A 24,302-nucleotide genomic window follows, 5' to 3' on the forward strand; every position below is an offset into this window, starting at 1 on the left:
GTGTGCTTATTGGCAACGCACCGGTTTGGCTACGTTGGTAACAATTCCACCTTCCGGTAGTTCGGCCAGCTTGCAGCTCTGGCCATCGCCCCAACGCACAATCAGATCTGCACCTGCCTTAACACCCAGCAGGTAGGTCACCCCCTGCTCACCGACAATGCCAACTTCCCGATTGGTAGCAGTGTCTTGAACCGATGCACCAAACGGCACGAAGTCACCACCATCCTGAGTAACCTCGATGAAGGCGTTATAACCACGGCCGGCGGCAAAATTGACGTGGCCAATCGCCCCCTCAGTGAGCGTCATGCGTTGAATTGGGTTGGCCACCTCTACATCGAGTGGCAGCTCATTGACATTCACGCGGGCTTCATAGGCTTGGAAGGACGGCACCCCATCAACCACCACATGCCCTTTGCTGTTGGTGCGTGCAAGACCGGCGAATGCCACCCCTTCGACACCATCGGTTGAAGCCAGCAAGCGGGTATCGCCGTTTGAACCATTGGCGTGGGACACCAAACCATGAGAAGTCAGCACGAGTGAGCTGTTGACGCTCGCAGTGACTGAACGATAGGTACTGCCATCTGTGGTGGCCGAGGCATTCGCCCGGTAAGAGGCCGTACGCTTGCTTACGTTAGCGCTGGCACTGCGCTGCTCACCCACCGCGCCGTAAACCTGGTAGTTGATGCCCTGGCCATCGTCATAGCTATAGCCCATTGTTGCCCCCGGATCACCGGAGCCTGTGTGCTGCAAAGTGCTCGAGACCACCGCACCATTACCCAGTGGAAGGCTGAGTCCGAGGTAAATCTGAGTGTCATCATTTAATGTGTTGCGGGTCTGATAGGCGGACAGATGCACGTTCAGGTTATGCAACCCTGCGATTGAAAAACGCCGAGCCAGGGTCAGGCCAAAGCGATTGTTTGTCGGCGCATCCCAATAGGTGGAATGGTCATAGGAAAAACTGGCCGACATCCATGGGAAGTTCTTGGCCAAGGTAATGGAATACCGCTGCTTCCCCGAGTTCATGGAATAGGAGTTAGGCGCGCCAACAAACTGCGAGAAGTTGGTGAATGATTTTTCCGAGAAGCGATACCCCAGAAAGCGCAGATCAGTGCCAATTGAATCAAATCGCTTGGAATAGTTAATCCGGTAGGAATTACCTTCCGTGACCTCATCACTCCAGTACAACTTCGCCCGGGCATTGGTCACATCCACAGACAGCGCGCCCAGACTGCCGAGATCCTTACCGATACCAAAAGCGCTGGATAAGTAATCATCAGCCGCCAGCACACCGCCATACAGCGTTACCTCCATAGGCAGGCCATAGGCGAGTTCCGAACTGATGAAGTTAGGCTCAATACCGCCACCCGTGAGCCTGGGGCGGCCAGCTGAAATCTTGTAACGCAGCTCATCTTCACGGGCGAGAAAAGGTACGGTCGCGGTGGCTACCGTGAAATTCTGCTCAGTGCCATCTTCTTCCTTGACCGTTACATCCAATAAGCCCTGAACACTACTATCCAGGTCCTGAATGCTGAACTGACCTGGCGTGACCGTGGTGGAGTACAGCACGCGCCCTTCTTGGGAAACCGTAACTGTCGCGTTGGTTTGCGCCAGGCCACTGATCAACGGCGCATAACCGCGGAGCCTAAGCGGCAACATACGCTCGTCACTACTGAGTGTTGCGCCCTTTAAAGCAAAGGTGTCGAAGATGTCCGAGTTCAGGTAGTCCTCTCCCACGGAGAACTTTGAACGTATTGAAGGTAACGCCCGGTACGCGTAAAAGCGGTTGAACTGTAAGGTCTTATCATTGAACGTGCTGCTGTAACTGCCGCTTTCTTTCTGTGCCTGGTAATCAGCCCGAATCCGCCAGGCATCGATGTTAAGTCCGGCAGTGCCGTAACTCTGCAGGGAATTAGACTCACCATTGGAACCCCCACCGGTAGCATGCCGGTGGTTGGCGATTACCCGGTAGTCCAGAATCGCGCCATTGATCCCGTCACTCCAGGCAGCAGGCGGCATGTAGCTGGGATCGTCGTATTCAAACGACACTTGGGGCAGGCTAATTGAAAGTCGCGCCAATCCCGCCTGATAGTTAACTTTGGAATTATCAATCGCATCCAAACTAACGCATTCAGTTCCGGCATGATATGGCAGTGACTGCAAAACACTTGGCTTAAGACCAAACTTCTTTATTAAGTCCGAACGCAGACACGGATAAGTTTCAACCCCTTCTCCGCTAGTTATAAATTCTATCGACTCACTCCCATAGCTTCTCTGATTAACAACTATGTCAAGCAGATAAACACCCGGAACCACATACTGACCACGAGCAAACTTCTCCAAACTCACGCCAGTATCACTATCGATATTAAGAAACTCAGAGTTAAACTCTAACGCCTCAACAGAAGACGTAGCCAACCCCAGCACACAAAGAAAAAAACATCCGCGACGGATCACTAGATCCACCTTTTTATATAGGAATTTAACAAGAAGAAAGGGGCAGTCGCGCCCCTTTCATTTACAACTTATCGGCTAGTGCGACTTAGTTGTAAGCAACGGTAAAGTTGACAACGCTGTCAGCTTCACCAGGAGTAACGGTAGCTGCAGTCGATTCGTACATAGCACCGAAGCTGATAGTGTTGTTACCGTCTTGCAGAACAACCGGAGCAACCTGCTCTTTACCGTTTTCCAGCATCTCACCAGCGCTGGCCTGCAGGCGGATAGCAACGTTTTCAGCCAGACCAGTAGTAGCGAACAGAGCTGGAGAAGCTGGGTCCTGAACGCCAGAGAAGGTGAAGCGAGCATTTTTCTGGGTGCTGGTATCGCACTCAGTCAGAACGATGTCGAACTTGTTCGGGCTGGAACGATCGCCAACAGCCTTGAACTGGCTAGCCGGAACCTGCCCCAGGGAAACAGTCTGATCCATGCTGCCAGCATCAATACCGCATGCACCGGAGACGATTTCACCGATGAAGCGAACAGTGCCAGGGTTACCGCTGCTTGGAGTTGCGGAAAAGGCAAGGGAGGACATACCCAGAACAACAGTGGCAGTGGCAGCTACAAAAATCTTTTTCATGAACGGTCTCTCATAATTTAATTATCGGTCACACTTCAAACCAGGCTCCCCAGAGAAAACATACTTAACCGATATATTGACAAATTACCGAATTAGCAATTCGTCACATGCACCGATTACTCAAGCAATCGGCATAGCGATATAAGTGAAAGATCATTAACCTAGGATCAATCAACCCAGCGAAGTAATGAAACAATAAATCAGGAGGGATTCTACGTATGCAAGGACTACCCTAACGGCCAGTAGGGATTTCCTTACATAAAAGAAAAACAAAATATACATTAAGAAAAATCACACACAGACAGCTAATTACCAAAGAAAGCATGCACAAACCGCAAGATCACTCCCAAAAATCTAATGTTACATTTCCCAAAAAATCTAACTTCAATAATGCGAAACTAAACCTATACACATATTCAGCTTTTCTGTATGCGACATATATCTACGCCATTACCCTCGACATTATTTAACGAGGGTAATTGGCGCAATACCGAAGGGCTGCCTGCGAGACAGGTAAACGACTGCACTCACTCCCCGAGTGCAGTCTCTACTTGGTGGTGACACAGGCCTTGTAGGTGAGAACGATCCACTCCCAACCATTGGCCGCTGCGCCCCGCCTCGTGCCTGGGCAGCCAAAGCGGGCCGACCGGATGTAATGACTCCGGTTGAATCCTGAGTAATTCAGCCAGGCTAATCACACAGACTCGGCCCTGATCGCCTTCGATTTCGGTGTCGTGGGCGAACACCTGCACGTGGACAGCTTCACGATCAAAAGCCGTAAACACCGGCATACACCCGACAGGCTCAGGTCGGTAGCGCCAGTTGCGCTCATGGGTATCGATCAGGATCAGTTGCCACTGATCAGTATCACTCCGTTCCTCACACGCCATGCGCGGAACATAACGGCAGGCAGCCAGATAGCGACCATCCTCAGACCAGATCATCGCGGGGCTGATGTCGCTCATGCCGATGCCAGACGCCGTGAGCAGGCAGCCGCCACCTCGGGGCGAGTGCTCACGAGGATAGTTGTCGCGATATTCGGTTTCAGCGCCAAACAGCCATGCAGCATCTCGCCGAGATGGTGAGGGCAAAACAAAATCACCGGCGGCATTGGCCACTTGCGGACGCGACACGACTCGCCAGCCCGGCACGGGCCTTAGGTGGCCGTCCCGCAACTGCAGAATAAGCTGCTCGTAATACAGACGCGCGTCGGTTTGCTGGTGAATAAAGGATGCAGCCTGCTCGGGCTCTGGCGGCAGTTGGTCGTAACGCCGCAACGGGTTGTACAGATCGCCCTCACTCAATCGCCCCAAGACCCGATACAAGCTCAGCTCACCGCCTCGGAAATCCACCAGGCGCGTGAATAGAATCCCTTGCTGCAGGGGTATCAGTGTGCGCTCAACAACATCTGCCACAACCAGCCGGTGCGCGACTGCGGGCGCATCAGCAAAGGCCACCAGCGCAATGTAACGGCCACAATCAGAAACCCGGTGATCCAGTAGCCAAAGCCCTGCCAGCGCCCAGTCACCGATACAGCAACAGTAGGCCGCCACGCGGTTGGCCTGATCATTTTCCTGCCATACGAATTCAGCCCTCTCGCCGTTTTGCAGCAACGCTGAACGCACCGTCTGCTGCTTTGCACCCTCAGCCAGCGGCAGCACGTACTGAATTTCGCTGCAATGGCTTGGCCTGAGCATCACACGCCCCTGCGGGTCATAGCCACAAACGGTTTCGATATCACTGAGCGTGTGCTGCAGGTAATGGCCATAACCCCAGGCGTTGACCTCAGGAAAATCAAACTGCCCACTGATGATCAATGCATCAGCCGTTAATGCAGCCGCCACGCCCAAACACACCACCGGCTCATCTGCTCGGAACTCAGTCGGTTGCGGCAACAACCGCCAGCCATCTCCGCTGCGCCACAACCAATAGTCGTTGGCCCACTGCTCCTGAGAGTCCAGCTGTTTGGCCCGACAGACAAAGGCCTGGCCATCGGGCCGCCATATCACCGGCTCATCCTGAGCAATCAGCAAATCACTGTCCTGGCCTTCCACCTGCAAGCGGTACACCGGATAGTTCAGAGGTTGCAGCGGGTCGTCCAGGTTCTTCAGAGCATCAGGTATATAACGCTCTGCGGTGACAACACGCTCACCCACAGGAGCCGGCATGTAGCGTTTGGCCGCTGCACTGTCCCACTCACCACCTGGCTCCAACCACAGGTCATATACGGGCTCCAGCAGCACCGCCAGTTCAGGTTGAAGCAACGCCTGCAGCGTGATCCGGGCAGGCTGGTTGTCTGTGAGTGGGCTGTTACGGCCTATCACTTCCGTCTCAGTGACGTCATCGATCTCCCAGAAGCCGCTTATGTGCGAATGCCGATAAACCGTACGCGTGTGCCGATCCAGCACCAGCAAGCCCCAACCAGAACGGCTGGGCAGCGGGGCCACAAAGTAGCGCCCGTCCGCAGAAAAACGCATGGACGTGCCGATCCCGCTCAACAGCACTCCATCAGGGAACAGATAGCTGGCAACAAGCGGCCCACCCATTCCTATCTCTGCAGCACCGAGACAGCGCAGCGGTTCCCCTTCGGGGGTAAGCACGGGGCTGTCCTGCCAGGCGCTACCAGTTGAAGCGGGCGGTTCTTGCTCGCCATCCGTCGCCGTTAAATCGGCGATCCCCAGCTTGCGTTCAAACGCCGCCTGCCCTGCCAGCCCCCCGAGAAGCATCAGCACGCCCAGAGGTCCCCCTAACCAGAATGGGAGCCAGTAGAAGAACGAGAACGCCGTGCCCAACACCACACCGGTCAGACTCCAGCTAATGCTTTTGGCGATTTTCAGCAGGCCCAAGCGTGCGCTTAACCAGCACAACAGCGCAGTCACCACCAACAACACAACGGAGAAATGCGGAGTCAGGATGGCGGCCGCAACCATCGGCCCGAACATGCGAAAGAGCAGCCAAATCGCGCGGTCGATGGCGGCAAAGAAGGAGCGCTTCTTCGGCGGCTTTGCTTGGTTTTTTCTGTTCAGACGTTTGAACATGGCCATCCCCGCTGCACGAACAAGAAGCTAGTGTACTGACTCGCCCCAACTGGGTGCACGCCTATCTAAAGACCAGCCCGGCGAGGTCATTCACTTCACCGGTATTTGCCCAACTGACTGCCCGCCCCCGCGCCACAGTCATAGTCTCCCCCACCCGCTTGCACTAGAGTCGATGACTCTACGCTGACGATACATGACCGGGCCCATGAACCAGAACGACCTGATTACACCCCTGCGTTTTCTTGCTCGCCTGCCCCATCGCTTTCATCAAACACCGCGCATGCTGCAAGGGCTGTACTACACCGCCATCCGCAACCGGGAGAAGAAGCTGTCATTAGCTTGGGCCCTTGACCGCGCTGCACGCCTTCACGGTCAGCGCCCGGCGCTGATGGATGAGACCCGCTGCCTGAGCTACGGCCAGTTCAACGCGTGGACCAATCGCCTGGCCTGGGCCTTTAAAGCTGAAGGTGTAGGCCATGGCAGCGTGGTGGCTGTCATGCTGGAGAACCGTCTGGAGTTGCTGGCGATTCTGGCCGGGCTAAGCAAACTGGGCGCTGTCAGTGCACTGATCAACACCACCCAACGCGGCAAGGTGCTGGCCCACAGTCTGAATCTGGTAGAGCCGACATTTGTTGTGATCGGCGAGGAGCTGTTACCCGCCTACGATGAAGTCAGACCGAATCTGAACACCGCACTAAATCCTTACTGGGTTGCCGATCAGGATTGCCTGGCTGGCCCCGGACAAGAGCCGCCACATTGCATCAACCTGATCAGGCTGACGCACAACCAATCTTCGGAAACCCCACCAGACGCAGCTCAGGTCAGGATGAAAGACCCCTGCTTTCTGATCTACACCTCCGGCACCACAGGCTTGCCCAAAGCCTCAATCATGAGTCACGGCAAGTGGATCAAATCCTACGGAGGCTTTGGCCACTCCGGGCTCACCCTGAACAATCAGGATGTGCTGTACCTGACCCTGCCCTGCTATCACAACAACGCCGTGACAGTCTGCTGGTCCGCCGTGCTGGCCGGTGGCGCCGCTATTGCCCTGCGCCGTAAATTCTCCACATCGGCCTTTTGGCCCGATGTTAAGCGCTACAACGCCACCTGCTTCGGCTATATCGGCGAGCTGTGCCGCTACCTGCTCAACCAGCCACCCTGCCCGGAAGAACACAACAACAGCCTGCGCTGCATGATTGGTAACGGCCTGCGCCCGAGCATTTGGAATGAATTCAAGTCACGCTTCGGGATTGATCAGATCACCGAGTTCTACGCATCCAGCGAAGGCAACATCGGCTTCACCAACGTATTCAATTTCGACAACACCGTAGGTTTCACTACGGCTACGTTCAGCATCGTGCGCTACGACCTGGAAAATGACTGTCCACTGCGCAACCGCAAGGGCTACATGATTGAAGCTCCGAAAGGTGAAGCGGGCCTGCTGATAAGTGAGATCAGCCCCAAATGGCCTTTTGACGGCTACACCGACCCAAGCAAGAGCGAAGCGGCCATCCTGCGCAACGTGTTCAAAAAGGGGGACGCTTGGTTCAACACTGGCGACCTGATGCGCAACATCGGCTGCAAGCATGCTCAGTTCGTAGACCGCTTGGGCGATACCTTCCGCTGGCGCGGCGAAAACGTCTCCACCACTGAAGTGGAAAACGTCATCGGCAGTTTTCCCGGTGTTGAAGATGCGGTGGTGTACGGCGTGGAAATCCCCGGCACAAACGGTCGCTGCGGCATGGCTGCGATTCGCATGAGCGTAGGCATCGAACTCGACGGTAACGCCCTGCTCGCCTACCTTGATGCAGAGTTGCCAGCCTACGCAGTGCCAGTCTTCTACCGTCAGCTTCAAACAGTTGAAACGACGGGTACCTTCAAATACAAAAAGGCAGATCTTAAGAGCGAAGCCTACGACCCATCCAAGGTCACAGATCCCCTATGGACCAGGCTGCCCGGCGACAAGCAGCTTACAGCCATAAGACCCGCCATTTATGAAGCAGTTACGGAGCGTTGTTATCGTTTCTGACACTGCTCCGGCGGAAGATTGGTGCCCGGGCGATTCTACTGTTTGAACTCGAAATTCAGCTGTGCGCCCTCAACGCTGTCCCAGTAATCGCCCTGAATGTTGTCATTGGTAATCAGCTTGCCATTAAGCTGGAAAGGGCTTTCAGGTGCAGGCTTTTCCTCAAATAAGGGCGGCAACAGTTTTTCCGGTTGAGTGTCGTCCTGATCATATGGCTTGAGCGGATCGAACACATTTGGATTCAGGCTCAGATTAAGCGGCTCGTGCTCTACAGAGTCCTTGCTGGTAACACTCCGACTCTGCGGTTTGAACGTAGGCTTATTTGCAGCATTGGCCTGTTTAGGCTCAATGGCATTTTCAGTTGCTGGAGCAAGTTGTACCGGCGAATCAGGTTGATCTGGCTCAACCACTGCCTGGGATGCAGGCTCTGCCGGTTGAGCAGAATGAGATTGGTGACTATCAGCGGGCGGCGTTAGCTCTGCGGGCGACTTGTCGCTCGGCTTATCACAAGCGGCCAAAAACAGAACCACAGTCAGAAGCCCGATACGGCGAAATAGTAGAGACATAGTATTAATAGATAACGATGAAGAAGCGCTATGCTGGCCTCTGCAACCCGCACTGGCAAGCGGGTTTTGTCCACCCTGCCAATTTAAAAGTGCAGACATATCGGCAACCTCAATTACCGATATGTCAGAAGTGCTATCTATTTGGACTTCTGCAACTCATGCAGCTGGACTTCAATATCCAGATCCGGGTTTTCGCGCTGAATTTTTTGCTTAAGCACCTCAGCCTCGCTGGACTTTCCGTCTTCACGTAATTGCAGCAACTCCTTCAACTGCTCCATAACAGCAGCATCAAGATCAGTCATCTGGGCCTCATCTGCTGAAGCAACCGGCGCAACCGGAGCACCAGCTGCCGCTGCCGAATAGTGCTGCGGGCTTACTTCACTCAGTCGCTCCTGCTTAAAACTCTCAGCGAAAACGGCATCAGGCTTGGCCACTCTGGCACGCATTTCCGGTGCAGGTGCAGCCATTTGCAGTGGCGCATGTATCGGTGCTTGTCGCGCAGCAGCTGGCATCACGGCCGAAGCAGGAACAGCATCATAGGTTGCTGATGCGGGCTCAAACTGACGCCAAGTCAGACTGACTGCGACCCCCAGGCAGGCCACCCCCGCCAGCGCCAGTGACCAGCGCTGCTGGCCGCGACCAGCAAATAACCAAGCCTTAATACGTGCGGCAAGGCTGCGTTCTTTTTCCACGGCGACACGCTGCTCTATTGCTGCACGGGCAGCGGCAAGAATCCGTGCATCCAGTGCGGCACTTGGCTCACCCTGCGCGTGTGTACGGAAGTGCTCCAGCATCTGCCGCTCTTGCTCAGGAGTCATGGGTGGTTGGTGCTTCATAGGGACAACTCCTCGGCCGCAGGATCAGCCAGCAACCGACGTAACTTCTGCATTGCATAGCGTAAACGGCTCTTTACCGTCTCCGCGGGAGTCTGAGTCAACTCCGCGATATCAGATAATTCCAGATCACCGTGGGCACGCAGCAAGAAGACCTCCCGCTGCTCCTCAGGTAAGTCTGCCAGCGCAGCCTGTAAACGCTGTTGGTCTCTGCTCAGGTTGAGCTGCTGCTCAGGACTTGGCTGCGGGTCGGGCTGGGCATGTTGAGTTTCATCGTACTCATCATGCCCAGCCTGGTGCCGACCGTTCTTACGCCAGTGGTCAATCAGGCGGTTACGGGCGATCTGAAACAACCAGGTTTTGAACAGCACCGATTCGCGCTGATCACTCTGAGTACGGATCAGGCTCATCCAGGTGTCCTGAAATACCTCTTCGGCCAGAACCTGATCGCCACACAAGCCCAAGATGAAGCGAAACAAGCCAAGCCGGTGTCGTTCATATAACTGGGTAAAAGCCGCGGCATCACCGCGGCGGTAGCGTCGCAACAAGGCGACATCATCTTCCATGAGGGGCTGATTCACTGTTGCACTCGTGCAGGCGTGGAACGGGAGTTCTCAGTTTGCAGGCTGCGGGCCAGTTCTGCCAACTGGACGAACTCTGCCCGCAAGCCAAAGTGATCCTCCCCCTTGGCCTTGCGCGCCAGCTCCACACTATCCGCCATAGTGAAATCTCCCATGTAAGTTGAACCTTTGAGCTGCTGGGCAAATGCTGACACCGCAGCAGCAAAACGCAGGTCGTCGCTGGCTTGCTCAATCGGCTTCACATCAGCTGCGGCAATCGGCTGTTCGAGTAGCTTGCTGTTGCTCTGGCCTACGGGCTTGTAGCGAATCCGCAACCAGGCCATTTCACCGGCTTTGCCGTTGGGCTTATCTGCATTTTGGTAACGCAGAGGCTCCAACCAGCCTTTGTTGCCGCGGGGAATCACTTCATACAACGCTGTAACCGTATGCCCTGCTCCAATCTCACCGGCATCCACTTTGTCATTACTAAAATCCTCACGCTTGAGTGCACGGTTTTCATAGCCCAGCAGACGATATTCACTGACCTCAGCCGGATTGAACTCCACCTGAATCTTCACATCACTGGCCACCGTCGCCAGGGTTGAACTGAGCTGCTCGACCAACACCTTGCGGGCCTCACGCAAGTTGTCGATGTAGGCATAGTTACCGTCTCCGGCATCGGCCAACTGCTCCATCAAGCGCTCGTTGTAGTTGTCCGTACCAAAACCGAGTGTTGTCAGAGAAACGCCCGTTTTGCGCTTCTCAGCAGCCAGGTCTTTTAGTGCATCGAAGTCACTGACACCAACATTGAAGTCACCGTCAGTGGCTAAAAGGATTCGGTTGATACCATTTTTAATGAAGCCTTGTTCTGCCTGCTTATAGGCCAACTGAATCCCTGACTCACCTGCCGTGGAGCCACTGGCGATCAACTGATCGATGGCTTCTCGAATCTTCGCCTTGTCCTTTCCCGACGTGGGTTCCAGTACAACCTGAGACGACCCGGCATAAGTCACCAGCGATACTTTGTCCTCCGGCCGCAGTTGATCCACCAACAGTTTCAAGGTCGACTGCACCAGTGGCAGCCCTTCTTTACGGTCCATCGAGCCAGAAACATCTACAAGAAACACCAAATTGGCTGGCGGCAACTCTGCTGTCTGCACATCCGACGCCTTGATCGCTATACGCAGCAAGCGACTTTGAGCATTCCAAGGGTTTGTGGCCAGATCCGTCTGAATACCGAACGGAACATCCCCTCTCGGCAGCGGGTAGTCATAAGGGAAATAATTGACCATTTCTTCCAGTCGTACAGCATCCTTGGGCGGTAATTGCCCCTGGTTGAGGAAGCGACGTACGTTGGAATAGCTGCCGGTATCGACATCGATACTGAAGGTAGAAACCGGGCTCTGCGCCACAGAATGCACTGGATTGTCATCCTGCTTCTGATACTGCTCCCGGCTTGGCTCGCGATAAGCTCGCTCCATCTGCATGTCCGGCATAGGCATAGCAGCGTAGGCAGCGACGGGCATAGGCATCACCGGATGGTGAGCGCGGCTGGCTTTCTCGATCCCCAGATTTCGGCTCACCTCAGCCTTACTGACTTGATCAGCTTGCTGTTCCTGAGTGCTGGAGTTACAGGCCGAAAGCGTTAGAGCGAGCGGTACAGCAAAGCCGGCTAACAGCGGTCGGAATACCGAATTAGGGTAAGACATGAGGCGTCTCCTGATACGAGTGATAAACCATTCGCTCAGGTAGACGCAGAGACAAGCTAATACGGGTTAAGCGCTGCCGGGGAATTCCCCGACAGCAGATGCTCAGGCGCTTTCCATCTCGGCCTGACACAGTTGAGTAGCCAGTAAACCCAAAGTCATCACCGCCCGCTCACTCTCGCGGTTCCACGGCACCCCGCAGTTAAGCCGAATACAGTGGTTGAACTGCTCGGTGTTACTGAAGATCAGCCCCGGCGCAATGCTTATCCCCTGTTTCAGGGCCTGCAGATGAATGTCTTTGGTATTCACACGTGCAGGCAGACTGACCCAGAGGATAAAACCACCTTTAGGGCGACTGATCTGCGTGCCTTCCGGGAAGTACTGCTGCACCGCCAACTGGAACAGGTTGAGGTTTCTGCGGTACTCCTGCCGGATAGTTCGCAAATGCCGGTCATATCCACCGTTTTCCAGATAGGCCGCCACGGCCATCTGCGTCACGCTGCACGCCGAATAAGTGGTGAAGGTCTGTAAACGCTCGATCTCTTCTTGATGCCGTCCAGCCACAACCCAGCCAATCCGAACACCTGGTGACAATGTTTTGGAGAAGCTGGAGCAGTAGACCACGCGGGCATCACGGTCCAGAGCCTTCAGAGCCCGGGTCGTGCCCTGCTCAAACATCAGCTCGCCGTAAATATCATCCTCAATCACCTGGAAGTCATAGCTCTCTGCCAGCCTGAGCAGGTGCCGCTGCCGCTCTTCCGGCATCGTGCTTCCCAGCGGATTACTCAGTCGCGTAGTCAACACCAACGCTCGGATAGGCCACTGATTGGCCGCCAACTGCAAGGCCTCAAGGCTGATGCCGGTGGCCGGGTCACTGGGAATCTCAATAACTTTCAGCCCCAACAGGTCAGCTACCTGTAACAGGCCGTAATAGGTCGGCGACTCCACTGCAATCAAGTCACCAGGACGAGTCAGTACCCGCAGGCTCATGTGCACAGCATCCACACAACCGTGGGTAATCACCACTTCAGACGGGTCCACCACAACCCCGGCATCTCGCATGCGAATGGCAACCTGGCGGCGCAACAACTCATAACCAGGACTGAACATATAGCCGAAGGCACGGGCTGTCTGAAAACGCGTGACCTTAGCCAGCTGCTGGCTCAACGCGCGAACCGGCAGGTACTCCACATGTGGCACTGCCGCCCCCAGCGGAAACACACCATCGCGCCGGGACTCTGACAGCACTTGGTTAATGATGCTGCCGCGAGTCACCAGGCCAGGTCGTTCCACCCGGGCAATATCCGGTGTAGCAGCCGTCAACGCCGGGCTCTGGTGAACATAAAAGCCCGACTGCGGGCGAGCCCGAATCAGGCCCTGATCTTCGAGGTTAGCGTAGGCTTGCAGGACGGTTGCATGGCTCACATTCAACTGCGTGCTCATCTTACGCACCGAAGGCACACGCTCTCCGGGCTGATAAACACCACGACGGATATCATCCGCCAGTTGTTGAGCAATACGCTGATACAGCAACAAACTCGTCATAACCCCGCCTCCCGCTAACTGAACCGTTACAGTATAGGCAGTTGACACGACTGAACCGGCACAGTTTATTTTTTTGTCGCCAGTACAGAAACTGCACCTAAAAATAAAAAGCCCCGCACAAGGCGGGGCTTACATAGCCGCGCGGAGCAAGTCAGCGCATCAGGCCCAGCTTGCCGTTCTCATCCGAGATCACCACTTCCACACGGCGATTCTGGGCACGGCCTTTTTCTGAGGCATTCACAGCAACCGGAAAGCTTTCACCGTATCCCTGCACCTCGATGCGCTTGGAATCGATGCCCAGCTCAACCATCACATCCGCCACCGCCTGAGCTCGCGCTTTGGACAAGCGCAGATTGTCCTCCTCGGCACCAGTGTTATCGGTGTAGCCCTCAATCCGCACCACCCGGCGCGGATTGAGCTGCAGATACTGCACCAGCTTCAGAACTGCGCGGTTAGCCGCAATGTGCAAATCAGCGTGACCGGTATCGAACAGCACATCGCCCAACGTCATCACCAGACCACGCTCAGCCTCGTTCGAAGCCAGACTTGCAATCTGCTCCTCAAGCCAGCTGCCCTGATCCTGCACATTCAAAAACCGGGCCTCGCGGACTGCCAGACGCAGGCGCTGTTCATCCAGTTCAAGCCTGGCAGCCTGCTCCTGATTAAGGTTCAACTGGCTCTTTTGCTCGGCAATCGCCGAATACTGCCGGCTCAAGTATGCATAGTGGGCGACATCGTCAGAGCTGCCCCAATAGTTACTCAGGCGCTCAGCGCGGGCCAGCGACTCGCCAGCACGGATCAGATCCTTGGGCGCGCTGCGCAGTACATCTGCATCACCACTAAGACGCTCATACGCCTCCTGTGCCTGCTGCAACTCAGCCATGCTCTGGGGACTGCTGGCACAGCCACTGAGCACGGCAGATCCAGTCAACACAGCCAAGGCAAATAACGAAACTCTCATTGCAAGCCCCCAAGCTGCTTACGCAAGCGTGTAATGCCATTGCGCAACTCGGTCAGCTGTTGCTTGCTCTTGGCGGTCAGGTGCTCTGCTTCAGCCAGGCGCGCATCCAGTTCGGCCTGCTCCGCGTAAGTACGGGCCTCTTTGAAAGCCCCCTCCGTCACTGCAGCCTGAGCCAGGGAAAACTTCTCTTCGGCCTGACGCAAATTGGTGGAGTCGTCTGGACTAACGCCCAGCGATTTGGCTTGGCTGATCGCCTGCTCTGTCAGACGGATTTGTTCAACAGGTTCTGGATCGGTAGATGCACAGCCAGCAAAAATCAGCGGCAGCAGCGCAACGCAAAGATGACGGTAACTCACTCAAATTCCCTACTCTTTAGCCTCATCCGGGCTGGGTAGCTGTTGCTCTTTCCATAGTTTCAGGTTGTTTTCCAGCAAACGCGCCGGCACGCCTTTATCCATGGCCTCTGTCATTTTCTGCGCAAGCTTACCCCTGAGCCAGGCATCATTACAGGCTGAATTGTGGGACAGCGTCAGATAGAGCCCTTCGCTGGAGATCGGCGGGTCCAGCACCAGCAAGTTCTCCCCAAACCCTTCACTGTCTGCCAGCGCCTGGCCAGGGTAGCGCTCATACAACACATAATCGGTACGTCCGAGCAGTAGCTTCTTAAACGCCTGAGTCAGACTGGATACTCCCTCCAGCGTCAGGTTGCTCTTCGCGTAAGCATCGAATTCCTGACCAAAGCTGTTGTTGACCAGCGTGTCACCCGTACGTCCTTTCAAGTCTTCCCAGCTGGCATACGGAAACTCCGCCCCCCGGTTCACCCAGACCACATTAGCCGTGGTGTAAAACGCCGGATGGATGTAATCCATAACCGCCAGACGCGGTTTGGTGAGAAAGGCACCGGCGATTAAGTCAACACGCCCCATGCGAACTTCATCCTGAGCCCGCGACCAAGGGCCGGTATAAATGACATCAATGTTCAGTTCGAGTTCTTTACCGATGTACTTAAGCAGGTCAGCGTTAGCACCAATGAGTTGCTGCGGATTCTGCGGGTCGCGCCATAAATACGGCGGATATTCCGGATTGCCAGTGGCAACCAGGCGCTCACACTTTCCCGCGCCATAAGAAACCACTGGCACAAGCAAGAGCCCCAACACAACTGCAACGGATTTACGCCAACCACGTTTTAGCATCGGTTATTCCCGGAATAAAAATGCAAGTTCGGCTTATACACTCGCGAACGACTACCTTGAAATACTAGCTCATGTTACTGCCGTGCTATCACCTCCACGGTTGCGCGCACAATAAAGATATCGGGCAGATAAGAAATTGACGGTGGTCAGAAGTAGATAACTTATTCATAAAGCGCCTAATACTCCATACACCAGCGCTCCACACAACGTCGGCAGGGCCACACCGCCACGGGCAACTAAACGTACCAACACCACAACCGCCAGAGCCAGCGCAGTACGTGACAACTGTGACGGTGCAAATGCAGGCGCAATCACACCCCAGACAGACACCATCAACAACGCACTTATCGCAGCCGGGCCAACACCTGCCAACCAGCGCCCCATACGATTGGATGCCACTGACTCCGATCTGTGCTGGCGGCGGGCATGCCTAAAGGGCAACCAGCGCAGCAAAAAAGTGCCAATACCACAGGCAAGTATTATCCAGAACATTTCAAGCATCGGCCTTCCCCCAAACAGCATGGGCCAACGCACCTGCCAGAATAGCCAGAACCAATGCATTGTAATTCGCGAGATACAAACCCAGCAGCGCTGCAGTGACTGCAGCTACTCCAATCGGCAACCACCAGCGGCGCACTCCGGTTTCCAGCAGCAGCGCACAGAACAGCGCAGGCAGTACAAAGGCCAGGCCATCGCGCACCGCATCAGGCCACTGACTGACCTCGCCCACCAGCACTACCCCTATCAGTGTGCCGCCGACCCAGGCTACATACGCTCCGACCTGCAGCCCTAGCAACCAATACTCACGGGCAGCAGGCGCAACCGACGGCATCTTGCTCATAGCTGTAGCGAAGACTTCATCGGTCAGCCCGAAAGACTGCAACGGGCTGCGCACCTGTGGTGGGGCGGATAACCCCGGAACCAGCGCTGGCCCGTAAAGGACATGCCGCGCATTCATCAGCATCACCGTCGGTAGTGCAGTCCACATCCCAGCCCCGGAAGCGAGAAGCGAAATCAGCAGAAATTGGCTGGCACCGGCATAGACCAGAAAAGACACCAGCACGGCGATAGATGGTGGCAGGCCTGCCTGAACAGCAGCCACTCCAAACGAGAAGGCAATCGGCAAATAACCGGCCGCAATAGACAAACTGTCAACGAGACCTGCACCCACCATGCGCAGCTTGGAACGCATCACCTGCATGAACTGCACCCTCTTCTCATTCGGGACTCCTAATAGAGCGCCTTGCGCACATTTAGCCAAGCCTCAACTCAACTCCATTTACCCAACCACTTACAACACTAACTTCACCCAAGCATTAAAATTCCGACACAAAAAACCCGCTCAGAGAGCGGGTTTTTTTAAGCTGCAAACTGAATTAAACCAGTTTTTCCAGCTCAGGTACGGCTTCGAACAGATCAGCAACCAGACCGTAGTCAGCAACCTGGAAGATAGGCGCTTCTTCGTCTTTGTTGATCGCAACGATCACTTTCGAGTCTTTCATACCAGCCAAGTGCTGGATCGCACCGGAGATGCCCACCGCGATGTACAGCTGCGGAGCAACGATCTTACCGGTCTGACCAACCTGCATGTCGTTCGGTACAAAGCCTGCGTCAACCGCGGCGCGGGAAGCGCCCACAGCAGCACCCAGCTTGTCAGCCAGGGAGTACAGGTGCTTGAAGTTGTCGCCGTTCTGCATGCCGCGGCCGCCGGAAACGACGATTTTGGCGGCAGTCAGTTCAGGACGGTCAGACTTGGCCAGCTCTTCGCCAACGAAAGCCGATTTGCCAGCGTCGCCACCAACGGACACAGCTTCAACAGCAGCGCTACCGCCTTCAGCAGCAGCGGCATCAAAGCCAGTACCACGAACGGTGATCACTTTGATGGCAGCGGAAGACTGCACAGTAGCAATAGCGTTACCGGCATAGATCGGACGCTTGAAGGTGTCAGCGCTTTCAACAGCGATGATTTCAGAGATCTGGTCCACGTCCAGCTGAGCGGCTACGCGCGGCAGGATGTTTTTGCCGTTGCTGGTAGCAGCAGCCAGGATGTGGCTGTAGCCAGCGCCCAGCTCAGCAACCAGCGGTGCTACGTTTTCTGGCAGCTGATTAGCGAAAGCCGCGTTGTCAGCAACCAGCACCTTGGCAACGCCAGCGATTTTTGCAGCAGCTTCAGCAGCCGCGCCGCAACCTGCGCCAGCAACCAGTACGTGTACATCACCGCCGATCTTCTGGGCAGCAGTCACAGTGTTCAGAGTGACAGGAGCCAGCGCAGCGTTAGTGTGTTCTGCAACAACCAAGATAGCCATTTAGATTACCTTCGCTTCGTTCTTCAGTTTCTCGACCAGTTCAGCTACAGACTTGACCTTGATGCCAGCGCTGCGGGCAGCCGGAGCTTCAACTTTCAGGGTCTTGACGGTAGAGGCGGTGGAAACACCCAGGTCAGCCGGAGTGACGGTTTCCAGCGGCTTTTTCTTGGCCTTCATGATGTTTGGCAGAGACGCGTAACGCGGCTCGTTCAGACGCAGGTCAGTGGTCACGATCGCAGGCAGGTTCAGCGCAACAGTCTGCAGACCGCCGTCGATTTCGCGGGTCACGTTAACTTTGTCACCAGCAACTTCGACTTTAGAAGCGAAAGTACCCTGAGCAAAACCAGTCAGTGCGCCGAGCATCTGGCCAGTTTGATTGTTATCGCTGTCGATGGCCTGCTTACCGAGGATAACCAGCTGAGGCTGTTCTTTATCGACAACGGCTTTCAGCAACTTAGCCACCGCCAGAGAGTTAAGCTCCTCATTGGACTCAACCAGAATGGAGCGATCAGCGCCCAGAGCCAAAGCAGTACGCAGCTGCTCTTGAGCAGTGGACGGGCCGATGGTGACGACAACGATTTCGCTCGCAACACCCTTTTCTTTCAGGCGTACAGCTTCTTCAACAGCGATTTCGCAGAAAGGGTTCATCGACATCTTGACGTTAGCGAGATCGACACCGCTGTTGTCCGCTTTTACACGAACTTTGACGTTGTAGTCGACCACTCGTTTGACAGCTACAAGAACCTTCATGGATTCCTCGTTACTCTCCGGTGAATATGGATGTCGCCAGAAGCGAACATGGCGGGGACGCAAACCGGCCGGGACCGGGAGTCAACCACATGGATGGCAGACACAAAAACCGCCCGTATCTTGACCTCCGGACCGTGACTGGTCAATACCGCAAACAGCCTAGTCATCGGCGGTGTAGTAAGATTCTAACAGCCCTACAGAAAATTCAAACAAACGTTTGTATTGGACGCTGAGGAGCGTGTAGATATAATGCGCCGCCAGTGTTCAAGGATTGCCCCTGACCACACATTAAAACTAGAGAGCCCTGACCAGGAGATTGCCTGTGGAACGCGAATTTATGGAGTTTGACGTCGTCATCGTCGGCGCCGGCCCGTCCGGACTGTCCGCCGCTTGCCGACTGAAGCAGAAAGCCGCCGAAGCGGGTAAAGATATCAGTGTATGCGTGGTCGAAAAAGGCTCTGAGGTGGGTGCACACATCCTTTCCGGTGCCGTTTTTGAACCGCGTGCACTGAGTGAACTGTTTCCAGACTGGAAAGAGCTCGGCGCACCGCTCAACACGCCGGTTAAGCGCGATGACATTTATGTCCTGAAAAACGCCGAAAGCGCCACCAAAGTGCCGGATTTCTTCGTTCCGAAGACCATGCACAACGAAGGTAACTACATTATTTCCCTGGGCAACCTATGCCGCTGGCTGGCCCAGCAGGCTGAAAACCTGGGTGTAGAAATTTATCCGGGCTTTGCTGCTCAAGAGGCGCTGATTGATGAAAACGGCGCTGTATACGGCATCCTGACAGGTGATTTGGGCGTCGACCACGAAGGCAACCCTAAAGAGGGTTATTACACGCCTGGCATGGAACTGCGCGCCAAGTACACCCTGTTCGCTGAAGGTTGCCGTGGCCACATCGGCAAACAGCTGATCAAGAAGTTCAAGCTCGACAGCGAAGCCGACGCTCAGCATTACGGCATCGGCATTAAGGAAATCTGGGACATCGACCCGTCCAAGCACGAGCAAGGCCTGGTAGTCCACACCGCCGGCTGGCCGATGGACATCATGGGCACTGATAACACTGGCGGTTCTTTCCTGTATCACTTGGAAAACAACCAGGTGGTAGTTGGTCTGATCGTCGACTTGTCCTATGCCAACCCGCACCTGTCGCCGTTTGATGAATTCCAGCGTTACAAGCATCACCCGGTGATTGCTCAGTACCTGGAAGGCGGCAAGCGCGTTGCCTACGGTGCCCGCGCCCTGGCCAAGGGCGGCCTCAACTCACTGCCTAAGCAGGTATTCCCGGGCGGCGCACTGATCGGTTGCGACCTCGGCACCATGAACGTTGCCAAGATCAAAGGCAGCCACACTGCCATGAAGTCCGGCATGCTCGCTGCAGAAGCCGTAGCTGATGCACTGTTCGCGGGCCGCGAAGGCCGTGACGAGCTGACAGGCTATGTTGATGGCTTTAAAAACAGCTGGCTGTACGAAGAACTGTTCACCAGCCGCAACTTCGGCCCGGCCATCCACAAGTTTGGCGCAATCATTGGCGGTGGCTTCAACTGGCTGGACCAAAACTTCTTCGGCGGCAAGATTCCTTTCACCCTGCGTGACACCAAGCCGGACTACGCTTGCCTGAAGCCTGCTGCACAGGCTCAGAAAATCAGCTATCCGAAACCAGACGGCAAACTCAGTTTCGACAAACTGAGCTCGGTATTCCTCTCCAACACCAACCATGAAGAGGACCAACCGTGTCACCTGAAGCTGGCTGATGCGAGCATTCCGCTGAGCAAAAACCTGCCGCTGTACGACGAGCCAGCACAGCGCTACTGCCCGGCTGGCGTGTACGAAGTAGTGACTCAGGAAAATGGCGACAAGCGCTTCCAGATCAACTCGCAGAACTGCGTACACTGCAAAACCTGCGACATCAAAGACCCAGCCCAGAACATTACCTGGGTGGCGCCTGAGGGCACCGGCGGTCCTAACTACCCCAACATGTAAGGGGTAAAAACAAAAAGCTCCGTATCGAAAGATACGGAGCTTTTTTATTGGGACTGGTTTAAAGCCCTACTGCCTTATCAGATCAAAATAAATATCAGCAACAGACCACCAAAGAAGCCCCACTTCTCGATGTTATAACGCATACGGTTGCGCTTTTTGAGCGCCTTGCCCCGTAAGCGCAGCGCATACACTTTGCCAAAGAGCCGGTTGAGCGCTCCGGTTTTGTCCCCGGCATCGTTAGGCGCCCCCGCCGCTGCAACCACAGTGCGGCTGAACCAACGGTTAAATGCCGCGGCCCATCCATATTTAAGCGGACGTTCAACATCACAGAACAGGATCAGCCGGTTCTGCTCAGTGGTGTTTTCTGCATAGTGAATGTAGGTCTCATCAAACACCACCGCTTCGCCATCGCGCCAGTGATAGCGCTCGCCATCCACATCGATATAGCACTCAGGGCTGTTTGGCGTTTCCAAACCCAAGTGGTAACGGTAGGAACCGGCATAGGGATCACGATGACGCACCAACTTTGCGCCGGGCGGCAATTCAGCGAACATCGCCGCCTTGACCGAACCGATGCTCTGAACCAGCTCGGTAGTCCGCGGGCACATCTTCATAGCGGACGGGTGATTATCTCCGTACCACTTCAGATAGAAGCGCTTCCAGCCGGTTTTGAAGAAGGAGTTGAAACCAACGTCATCATACTGATCCGACTTTTTGATGGCACCTGCCGCCAGCAGGGCCTGGCCTTCTGTGCGGATCTCTTCCCAGTGATCCTGCAGGACCTTAAGTTCAGGAAACTCGGCAACGTCCAGAAACGGTCGGCTGGGTTTGCTGGAAACCAGGTACAAAAAGGCATTTACCGGGGCAAGAAAACTGGAGTGATCGGTCAGTTGGCGACTCAGTTTATGCCGTACACGCCCGCGCAAATGCACATAGGCAATGGACAGCAGATAAACAATGACGATGAGTACTTTCAAGGGAATGACGCCTATCAAACGGAAGAAGTAAAGCGCTGAGCGATCCGCACGCTGGAGTTTGGGACGCTATACCCCCCATTACTCCGCCCTGCAATGCTCAGCACTGACTAATGACCTCAGCCGGATAATTAGGTTTATATATCGCCCAGACCTTTTGAAATCATCACTCTGCACTCCCCTGCTCAGAGTAATTTCCGGACGTACCTAATGGCCGCAGCCATTAGATTATCAGCCGCCGTATCGCGCAAGTAGTTATGCACCGTTATCAGCCATCATTCACTTGAGATGAATTTAATCTGGCGCGACCGCGATTGGGAAAAACTCTCCGCCGCTCCAGACCCCCAGCCAAGACTGACCGTCAATGTCACGACTAACCGCCAGATCAACCAATTGATAGAACACATTCCGATGAATCAGCGCCTCAAGATTGGTTCGCACGTGCAGGTACGGAGCAGGCTCTTCCGTTTCGGGGGCGAACTCGAAGCGCAGCGGATGTTCAGGGCCGGCGATCACTTCATCATCCACGTTGGTCGTGAACCGCAGTAGCTGCGACTCACCCTCGCCTTCAACCAGCAGCGTCACCGCGACAAAAGGCGCGTCATCAACTTTGATTCCGACCTTCTCTACCGGCGTCACCAGAAAGTAGTCATCACCGTCGCGGCGAATAATCGTGGAGAACAGCTTAACCATGGGTTTGCGGCCAATGGGCGTACCCATGTAATACCAGGTACCGTCACGGGCGATACGCATGTCGATATCGCCGCAGAAATCGGGGTTCCACAAATGTACAGGCGGCAAACCTTTGCCTTGCGCCTTGGGAATCTGGCTCAGCAGGTCGCCGGCCTTACCTGTATCGCTCATCGCACCTTCCTTCAGTTACTCAGCCCCAGCAGACGCTGAGCATAATCGTTCAGCGGCGGGCGTATCAGTTCTTCAGGCTTGGCATCATATAGCGAGAGCAGCCCGCCGCGGTTGCGAATGCGTGTACTGTCCACCAGATAACGGGTGTTGGTTTCGATCAGCATCAGTTGGATCACGCCTTTATCCGTGCCGAGATTTCCCCAGTCCTCTTGTTCCTCCCACTCCTCCACCGAACCGATGCGATCGTCAGCCGAGGCGAAGCGGCTGTACAGAAGGTAGTGCGCACCAAAGCTGCGGGCTTCAGCCAGCGCTTCTTCCAAGCCCAACGGAGTCTTGGCACGACGCACCATCGGGAAGTACTCAACAAAGCCGTTAAAGGCCTCCTCTGCGACGACATTGGGGCGCGGGTAAGCTCCACCCGGAGGTACAAAGTGGCCTTGCGCAATATAAATGTAAGAGTCCGGCTGCAAGCGCCAGTTACTAACCCTCTGGGTATGGCTGTGATCCAGCATGCCCACATCCCGCAGCTGGTTGACCGCACCATCGGCCAGATCACTGGGTTTCATGCAGCCGCCAAGCAGCAGCGTGGCAATCATTAATACCGCTATACGCATACAAAAGCCTCCTGACCGGTGACGGAAAACCGGCGAATAGCCTGTAAATGCAGATTTCGCGCCAGCTTTTGGCTTAATCCCGACTGCATCAGCATGCGCCCAAATCGTTTGATGGAATGCACATATCAATATTCCTAAAAAGTATTTATTGCGTGATTTTTATATCAATAAAATCACGCCTACCGGACCACCGGACTCCCAGAAAACTAATCTCAGAATACAAAGAACCCGACCACTCCTGATGAAGTAGGTCGGCTAATCAGGAGTCTGTCATGCGTAACACATTTATCTACCGCCGCCTGTTTGCCGCCATTGCCGCTGGCAGCTTTGCCCTGAGTGTTCAGGCTGCGGATTTCACCATTGCTTACCAAACCACCGTAGACCCGGCCAAAGTAGCCCAAGCTGACGGTGAGTTTGAAAAGGCCAGCAACGCCAAAATCGACTGGCGCAAATTTGACGGTGGCGCGGAAGTGATCACTGCAGTTGCCTCCGGCGACGTACAAATCGGCTACATCGGCTCCAGCCCAATCACCGCTGCATCCAGCCGTCAACTGCCGATCCAGACCTTCCTGATCGCCGCCCAGCTGGGTGCCTCTGAAGCGCTGGTTGTGCGTGACAGCATCAAAGGCCCGGAAGATCTGAAAGGCAAGAAGATCGCCGTTCCGTTCGTATCCACCGGCCACTACAGCCTGCTGGCTGCGCTGAAGCACTGGAAAGTTGATCCGGCCAGCGTGCAGATCCTCAACCTCGCACCGCCTGCCATCATCTCCGCGTGGAAGCGTGGCGACATCGACGGCACCTACGTATGGGATCCGGCGCTGGGCGTTGCCAAAGAAAACGGCAAGGTGCTGATCACCTCTGGTGAACTGGGCAAGCTGGGCGCACCAACCTTCGACGGCTGGGTCGTTCGCAAGGACTTCGCCGAGAAGAACCCTGACGCCGTACGTGCATTCGCCAAAGTCACCTTGGATGCCTACGCCAAGTACAACCAGGACCCGCAAGCCTGGCTGGCTGACAAAAGCAACATCGACAAGATCGCCAAACTGACCGGTGCCAAGGCTGAAGACATTCCGGGTCTGCTGCAGAGCAACGTGTTCCCGCTGGCTGCCGATCAGGTGCAAGCGCTGGGCGAGCCGACTGTAAAAGCCATCACGGATACCGCTGCGTTCCTCAAGGAACAAGGCAAGGTCGACGCCGTACTGCCGGACTACAGCCCATACGTCACCAACAAATTCATCCCGCAATAAGCAGGGTGATAGGTCGGCACGGATGCCGACCGCTCTCAGCCGCTGTAGGGGATCAACCT

At 55.2% G+C, this 24,302-nt stretch carries 21 protein-coding genes; 3 read left to right on the plus strand and 18 right to left on the minus strand.

The features are described 5' to 3' along the window. Positions 1-6: 6 nt before the first annotated feature. The 3 genes from AO726_RS01075 to AO726_RS01085 all read right to left on the minus strand — a co-directional run bounded on the left by AO726_RS01075 (position 7) and on the right by AO726_RS01085 (position 6,111). Positions 7-2,454, minus strand: a complete 2,448-nt coding sequence (locus AO726_RS01075) for a fimbria/pilus outer membrane usher protein (RefSeq protein WP_342633104.1) — start codon at positions 2,452-2,454, stop codon at positions 7-9. Positions 2,455-2,539: 85 nt separating this feature from the next. Beyond that, positions 2,540-3,073, minus strand: a complete 534-nt coding sequence (locus AO726_RS01080) for a fimbrial protein (protein ID WP_058066200.1) — start codon at positions 3,071-3,073, stop codon at positions 2,540-2,542. A gap of 527 nt (positions 3,074-3,600) precedes the next feature. After that, positions 3,601-6,111, minus strand: coding sequence for a hypothetical protein (locus tag AO726_RS01085; RefSeq protein ID WP_152987212.1), 2,511 nt, complete (start codon positions 6,109-6,111; stop codon positions 3,601-3,603). Between the two features lie 205 nt (positions 6,112-6,316). Here AO726_RS01085 and AO726_RS01090 point away from each other — a divergent pair, with 205 nt between their 5' ends. Continuing rightward, positions 6,317-8,140: a long-chain-acyl-CoA synthetase gene (locus AO726_RS01090; RefSeq protein ID WP_058066202.1), complete on the plus strand. Its 1,824-nt coding sequence runs from the start codon at positions 6,317-6,319 to the stop codon at positions 8,138-8,140. 35 nt (positions 8,141-8,175) lie between these two features. Here AO726_RS01090 and AO726_RS21085 read toward each other — a convergent pair whose 3' ends face one another. From AO726_RS21085 to AO726_RS01150, 12 genes are all read right to left on the minus strand, one after another. After that, complete coding sequence (locus AO726_RS21085; protein WP_152987213.1) at positions 8,176-8,802, minus strand: hypothetical protein; 627 nt, start codon at positions 8,800-8,802, stop codon at positions 8,176-8,178. Positions 8,803-8,840: 38 nt separating this feature from the next. Continuing rightward, entirely contained in the window at positions 8,841-9,539 is a 699-nt protein-coding gene (locus AO726_RS01100) for a hypothetical protein (RefSeq protein ID WP_058066204.1), read from the minus strand. Then, positions 9,536-10,117 (minus strand): RNA polymerase sigma factor, encoded by a 582-nt coding sequence (locus tag AO726_RS01105; protein ID WP_058066205.1) that lies wholly within the window; start codon positions 10,115-10,117, stop codon positions 9,536-9,538. The genes AO726_RS01100 and AO726_RS01105 overlap by 4 nt, the downstream gene beginning before the upstream one ends. After that, positions 10,114-11,805: a vWA domain-containing protein gene (locus tag AO726_RS01110; RefSeq protein ID WP_058066206.1), complete on the minus strand. Its 1,692-nt coding sequence runs from the start codon at positions 11,803-11,805 to the stop codon at positions 10,114-10,116. Before AO726_RS01110 ends, AO726_RS01105 begins: the two co-directional genes overlap by 4 nt. A gap of 102 nt (positions 11,806-11,907) precedes the next feature. Beyond that, the gene (locus AO726_RS01115) at positions 11,908-13,347 is read right to left on the minus strand and encodes an aminotransferase-like domain-containing protein (RefSeq protein ID WP_058066207.1); all 1,440 of its coding nucleotides are present in this window, start codon (positions 13,345-13,347) and stop codon (positions 11,908-11,910) included. Positions 13,348-13,498: 151 nt separating this feature from the next. Continuing rightward, positions 13,499-14,230, minus strand: a complete 732-nt coding sequence (locus AO726_RS01120) for an OmpA family protein (protein WP_446737402.1) — start codon at positions 14,228-14,230, stop codon at positions 13,499-13,501. 74 nt (positions 14,231-14,304) lie between these two features. Further along, entirely contained in the window at positions 14,305-14,664 is a 360-nt protein-coding gene (locus AO726_RS01125) for a DUF4398 domain-containing protein (protein ID WP_058066209.1), read from the minus strand. A gap of 9 nt (positions 14,665-14,673) precedes the next feature. After that, positions 14,674-15,501 carry a substrate-binding periplasmic protein gene (locus AO726_RS01130; RefSeq protein WP_058066210.1) on the minus strand — a complete coding sequence of 276 codons (828 nt, stop codon included), beginning with the start codon at positions 15,499-15,501 and terminating at the stop codon, positions 14,674-14,676. A gap of 165 nt (positions 15,502-15,666) precedes the next feature. Then, positions 15,667-16,062, minus strand: coding sequence for an AzlD domain-containing protein (locus AO726_RS01135; protein WP_342633105.1), 396 nt, complete (start codon positions 16,060-16,062; stop codon positions 15,667-15,669). After that, complete coding sequence (locus tag AO726_RS01140; protein ID WP_082629054.1) at positions 15,995-16,702, minus strand: AzlC family ABC transporter permease; 708 nt, start codon at positions 16,700-16,702, stop codon at positions 15,995-15,997. The genes AO726_RS01135 and AO726_RS01140 overlap by 68 nt, the downstream gene beginning before the upstream one ends. Before the next feature lie 175 nt (positions 16,703-16,877). Next, the gene (locus AO726_RS01145) at positions 16,878-17,807 is read right to left on the minus strand and encodes an electron transfer flavoprotein subunit alpha/FixB family protein (protein ID WP_058066212.1); all 930 of its coding nucleotides are present in this window, start codon (positions 17,805-17,807) and stop codon (positions 16,878-16,880) included. Then, the gene (locus AO726_RS01150; RefSeq protein WP_058066213.1) at positions 17,808-18,557 is read right to left on the minus strand and encodes an electron transfer flavoprotein subunit beta/FixA family protein; all 750 of its coding nucleotides are present in this window, start codon (positions 18,555-18,557) and stop codon (positions 17,808-17,810) included. A 322-nt stretch (positions 18,558-18,879) separates the two neighbouring features. Here AO726_RS01150 and AO726_RS01155 point away from each other — a divergent pair, with 322 nt between their 5' ends. Next, positions 18,880-20,544 (plus strand): electron transfer flavoprotein-ubiquinone oxidoreductase, encoded by a 1,665-nt coding sequence (locus AO726_RS01155; RefSeq protein WP_058066214.1) that lies wholly within the window; start codon positions 18,880-18,882, stop codon positions 20,542-20,544. A gap of 77 nt (positions 20,545-20,621) precedes the next feature. Here AO726_RS01155 and lpxO read toward each other — a convergent pair whose 3' ends face one another. From lpxO to AO726_RS01170, 3 genes are all read right to left on the minus strand, one after another. Then, the gene (gene lpxO / locus AO726_RS01160) at positions 20,622-21,521 is read right to left on the minus strand and encodes a lipid A hydroxylase LpxO (protein ID WP_058066215.1); all 900 of its coding nucleotides are present in this window, start codon (positions 21,519-21,521) and stop codon (positions 20,622-20,624) included. A 291-nt stretch (positions 21,522-21,812) separates the two neighbouring features. Next, a complete protein-coding gene (locus tag AO726_RS01165) occupies positions 21,813-22,382 on the minus strand; it encodes a DUF1285 domain-containing protein (RefSeq protein ID WP_058066216.1) in 570 nt (189 codons plus the stop codon). 11 nt (positions 22,383-22,393) lie between these two features. After that, positions 22,394-22,996, minus strand: coding sequence for a DUF4823 domain-containing protein (locus tag AO726_RS01170; RefSeq protein ID WP_058066217.1), 603 nt, complete (start codon positions 22,994-22,996; stop codon positions 22,394-22,396). 272 nt (positions 22,997-23,268) lie between these two features. Between AO726_RS01170 and tauA the strand changes: the two genes are divergently transcribed. Further along, positions 23,269-24,243 carry a taurine ABC transporter substrate-binding protein gene (gene tauA, locus AO726_RS01175; RefSeq protein ID WP_058066218.1) on the plus strand — a complete coding sequence of 325 codons (975 nt, stop codon included), beginning with the start codon at positions 23,269-23,271 and terminating at the stop codon, positions 24,241-24,243. The last annotated feature ends 59 nt before the right edge of the window (positions 24,244-24,302 follow it).

The sequence above is a fragment of the Pseudomonas sp. TTU2014-080ASC genome, from assembly GCF_001446935.1.
Taxonomy (GTDB): Bacteria; Pseudomonadota; Gammaproteobacteria; order Pseudomonadales; family Pseudomonadaceae; genus Aquipseudomonas.

Excerpts from the sequence above, each read along its gene's own strand:
- AO726_RS01150 (WP_058066213.1), bottom strand. The coding sequence starts at position 18,557 with ATGAAGGTTCTTGTAGCTGTCAAACGAGTGGTCGACTACAACGTCAAA.
- AO726_RS01165 (WP_058066216.1), bottom strand. The coding sequence starts at position 22,382 with ATGAGCGATACAGGTAAGGCCGGCGACCTGCTGAGCCAGATTCCCAAG.
- AO726_RS21085 (WP_152987213.1), bottom strand. The coding sequence starts at position 8,802 with ATGTCTGCACTTTTAAATTGGCAGGGTGGACAAAACCCGCTTGCCAGT.
- AO726_RS01080 (WP_058066200.1), bottom strand. The coding sequence starts at position 3,073 with ATGAAAAAGATTTTTGTAGCTGCCACTGCCACTGTTGTTCTGGGTATG.
- AO726_RS01120 (WP_446737402.1), bottom strand. The coding sequence starts at position 14,230 with ATGGCTGAGTTGCAGCAGGCACAGGAGGCGTATGAGCGTCTTAGTGGT.
- AO726_RS01130 (WP_058066210.1), bottom strand. The coding sequence starts at position 15,501 with ATGCTAAAACGTGGTTGGCGTAAATCCGTTGCAGTTGTGTTGGGGCTC.
- AO726_RS01170 (WP_058066217.1), bottom strand. The coding sequence starts at position 22,996 with ATGCGTATAGCGGTATTAATGATTGCCACGCTGCTGCTTGGCGGCTGC.
- AO726_RS01100 (WP_058066204.1), bottom strand. The coding sequence starts at position 9,539 with ATGAAGCACCAACCACCCATGACTCCTGAGCAAGAGCGGCAGATGCTG.
- AO726_RS01110 (WP_058066206.1), bottom strand. The coding sequence starts at position 11,805 with ATGTCTTACCCTAATTCGGTATTCCGACCGCTGTTAGCCGGCTTTGCT.
- tauA (WP_058066218.1), top strand. The coding sequence starts at position 23,269 with ATGCGTAACACATTTATCTACCGCCGCCTGTTTGCCGCCATTGCCGCT.
- AO726_RS01135 (WP_342633105.1), bottom strand. The coding sequence starts at position 16,062 with ATGCATTGGTTCTGGCTATTCTGGCAGGTGCGTTGGCCCATGCTGTTT.
- AO726_RS01115 (WP_058066207.1), bottom strand. The coding sequence starts at position 13,347 with ATGACGAGTTTGTTGCTGTATCAGCGTATTGCTCAACAACTGGCGGAT.
- AO726_RS01140 (WP_082629054.1), bottom strand. The coding sequence starts at position 16,702 with ATGCAGGTGATGCGTTCCAAGCTGCGCATGGTGGGTGCAGGTCTCGTT.
- AO726_RS01085 (WP_152987212.1), bottom strand. The coding sequence starts at position 6,111 with ATGTTCAAACGTCTGAACAGAAAAAACCAAGCAAAGCCGCCGAAGAAG.
- AO726_RS01145 (WP_058066212.1), bottom strand. The coding sequence starts at position 17,807 with ATGGCTATCTTGGTTGTTGCAGAACACACTAACGCTGCGCTGGCTCCT.
- AO726_RS01090 (WP_058066202.1), top strand. The coding sequence starts at position 6,317 with ATGAACCAGAACGACCTGATTACACCCCTGCGTTTTCTTGCTCGCCTG.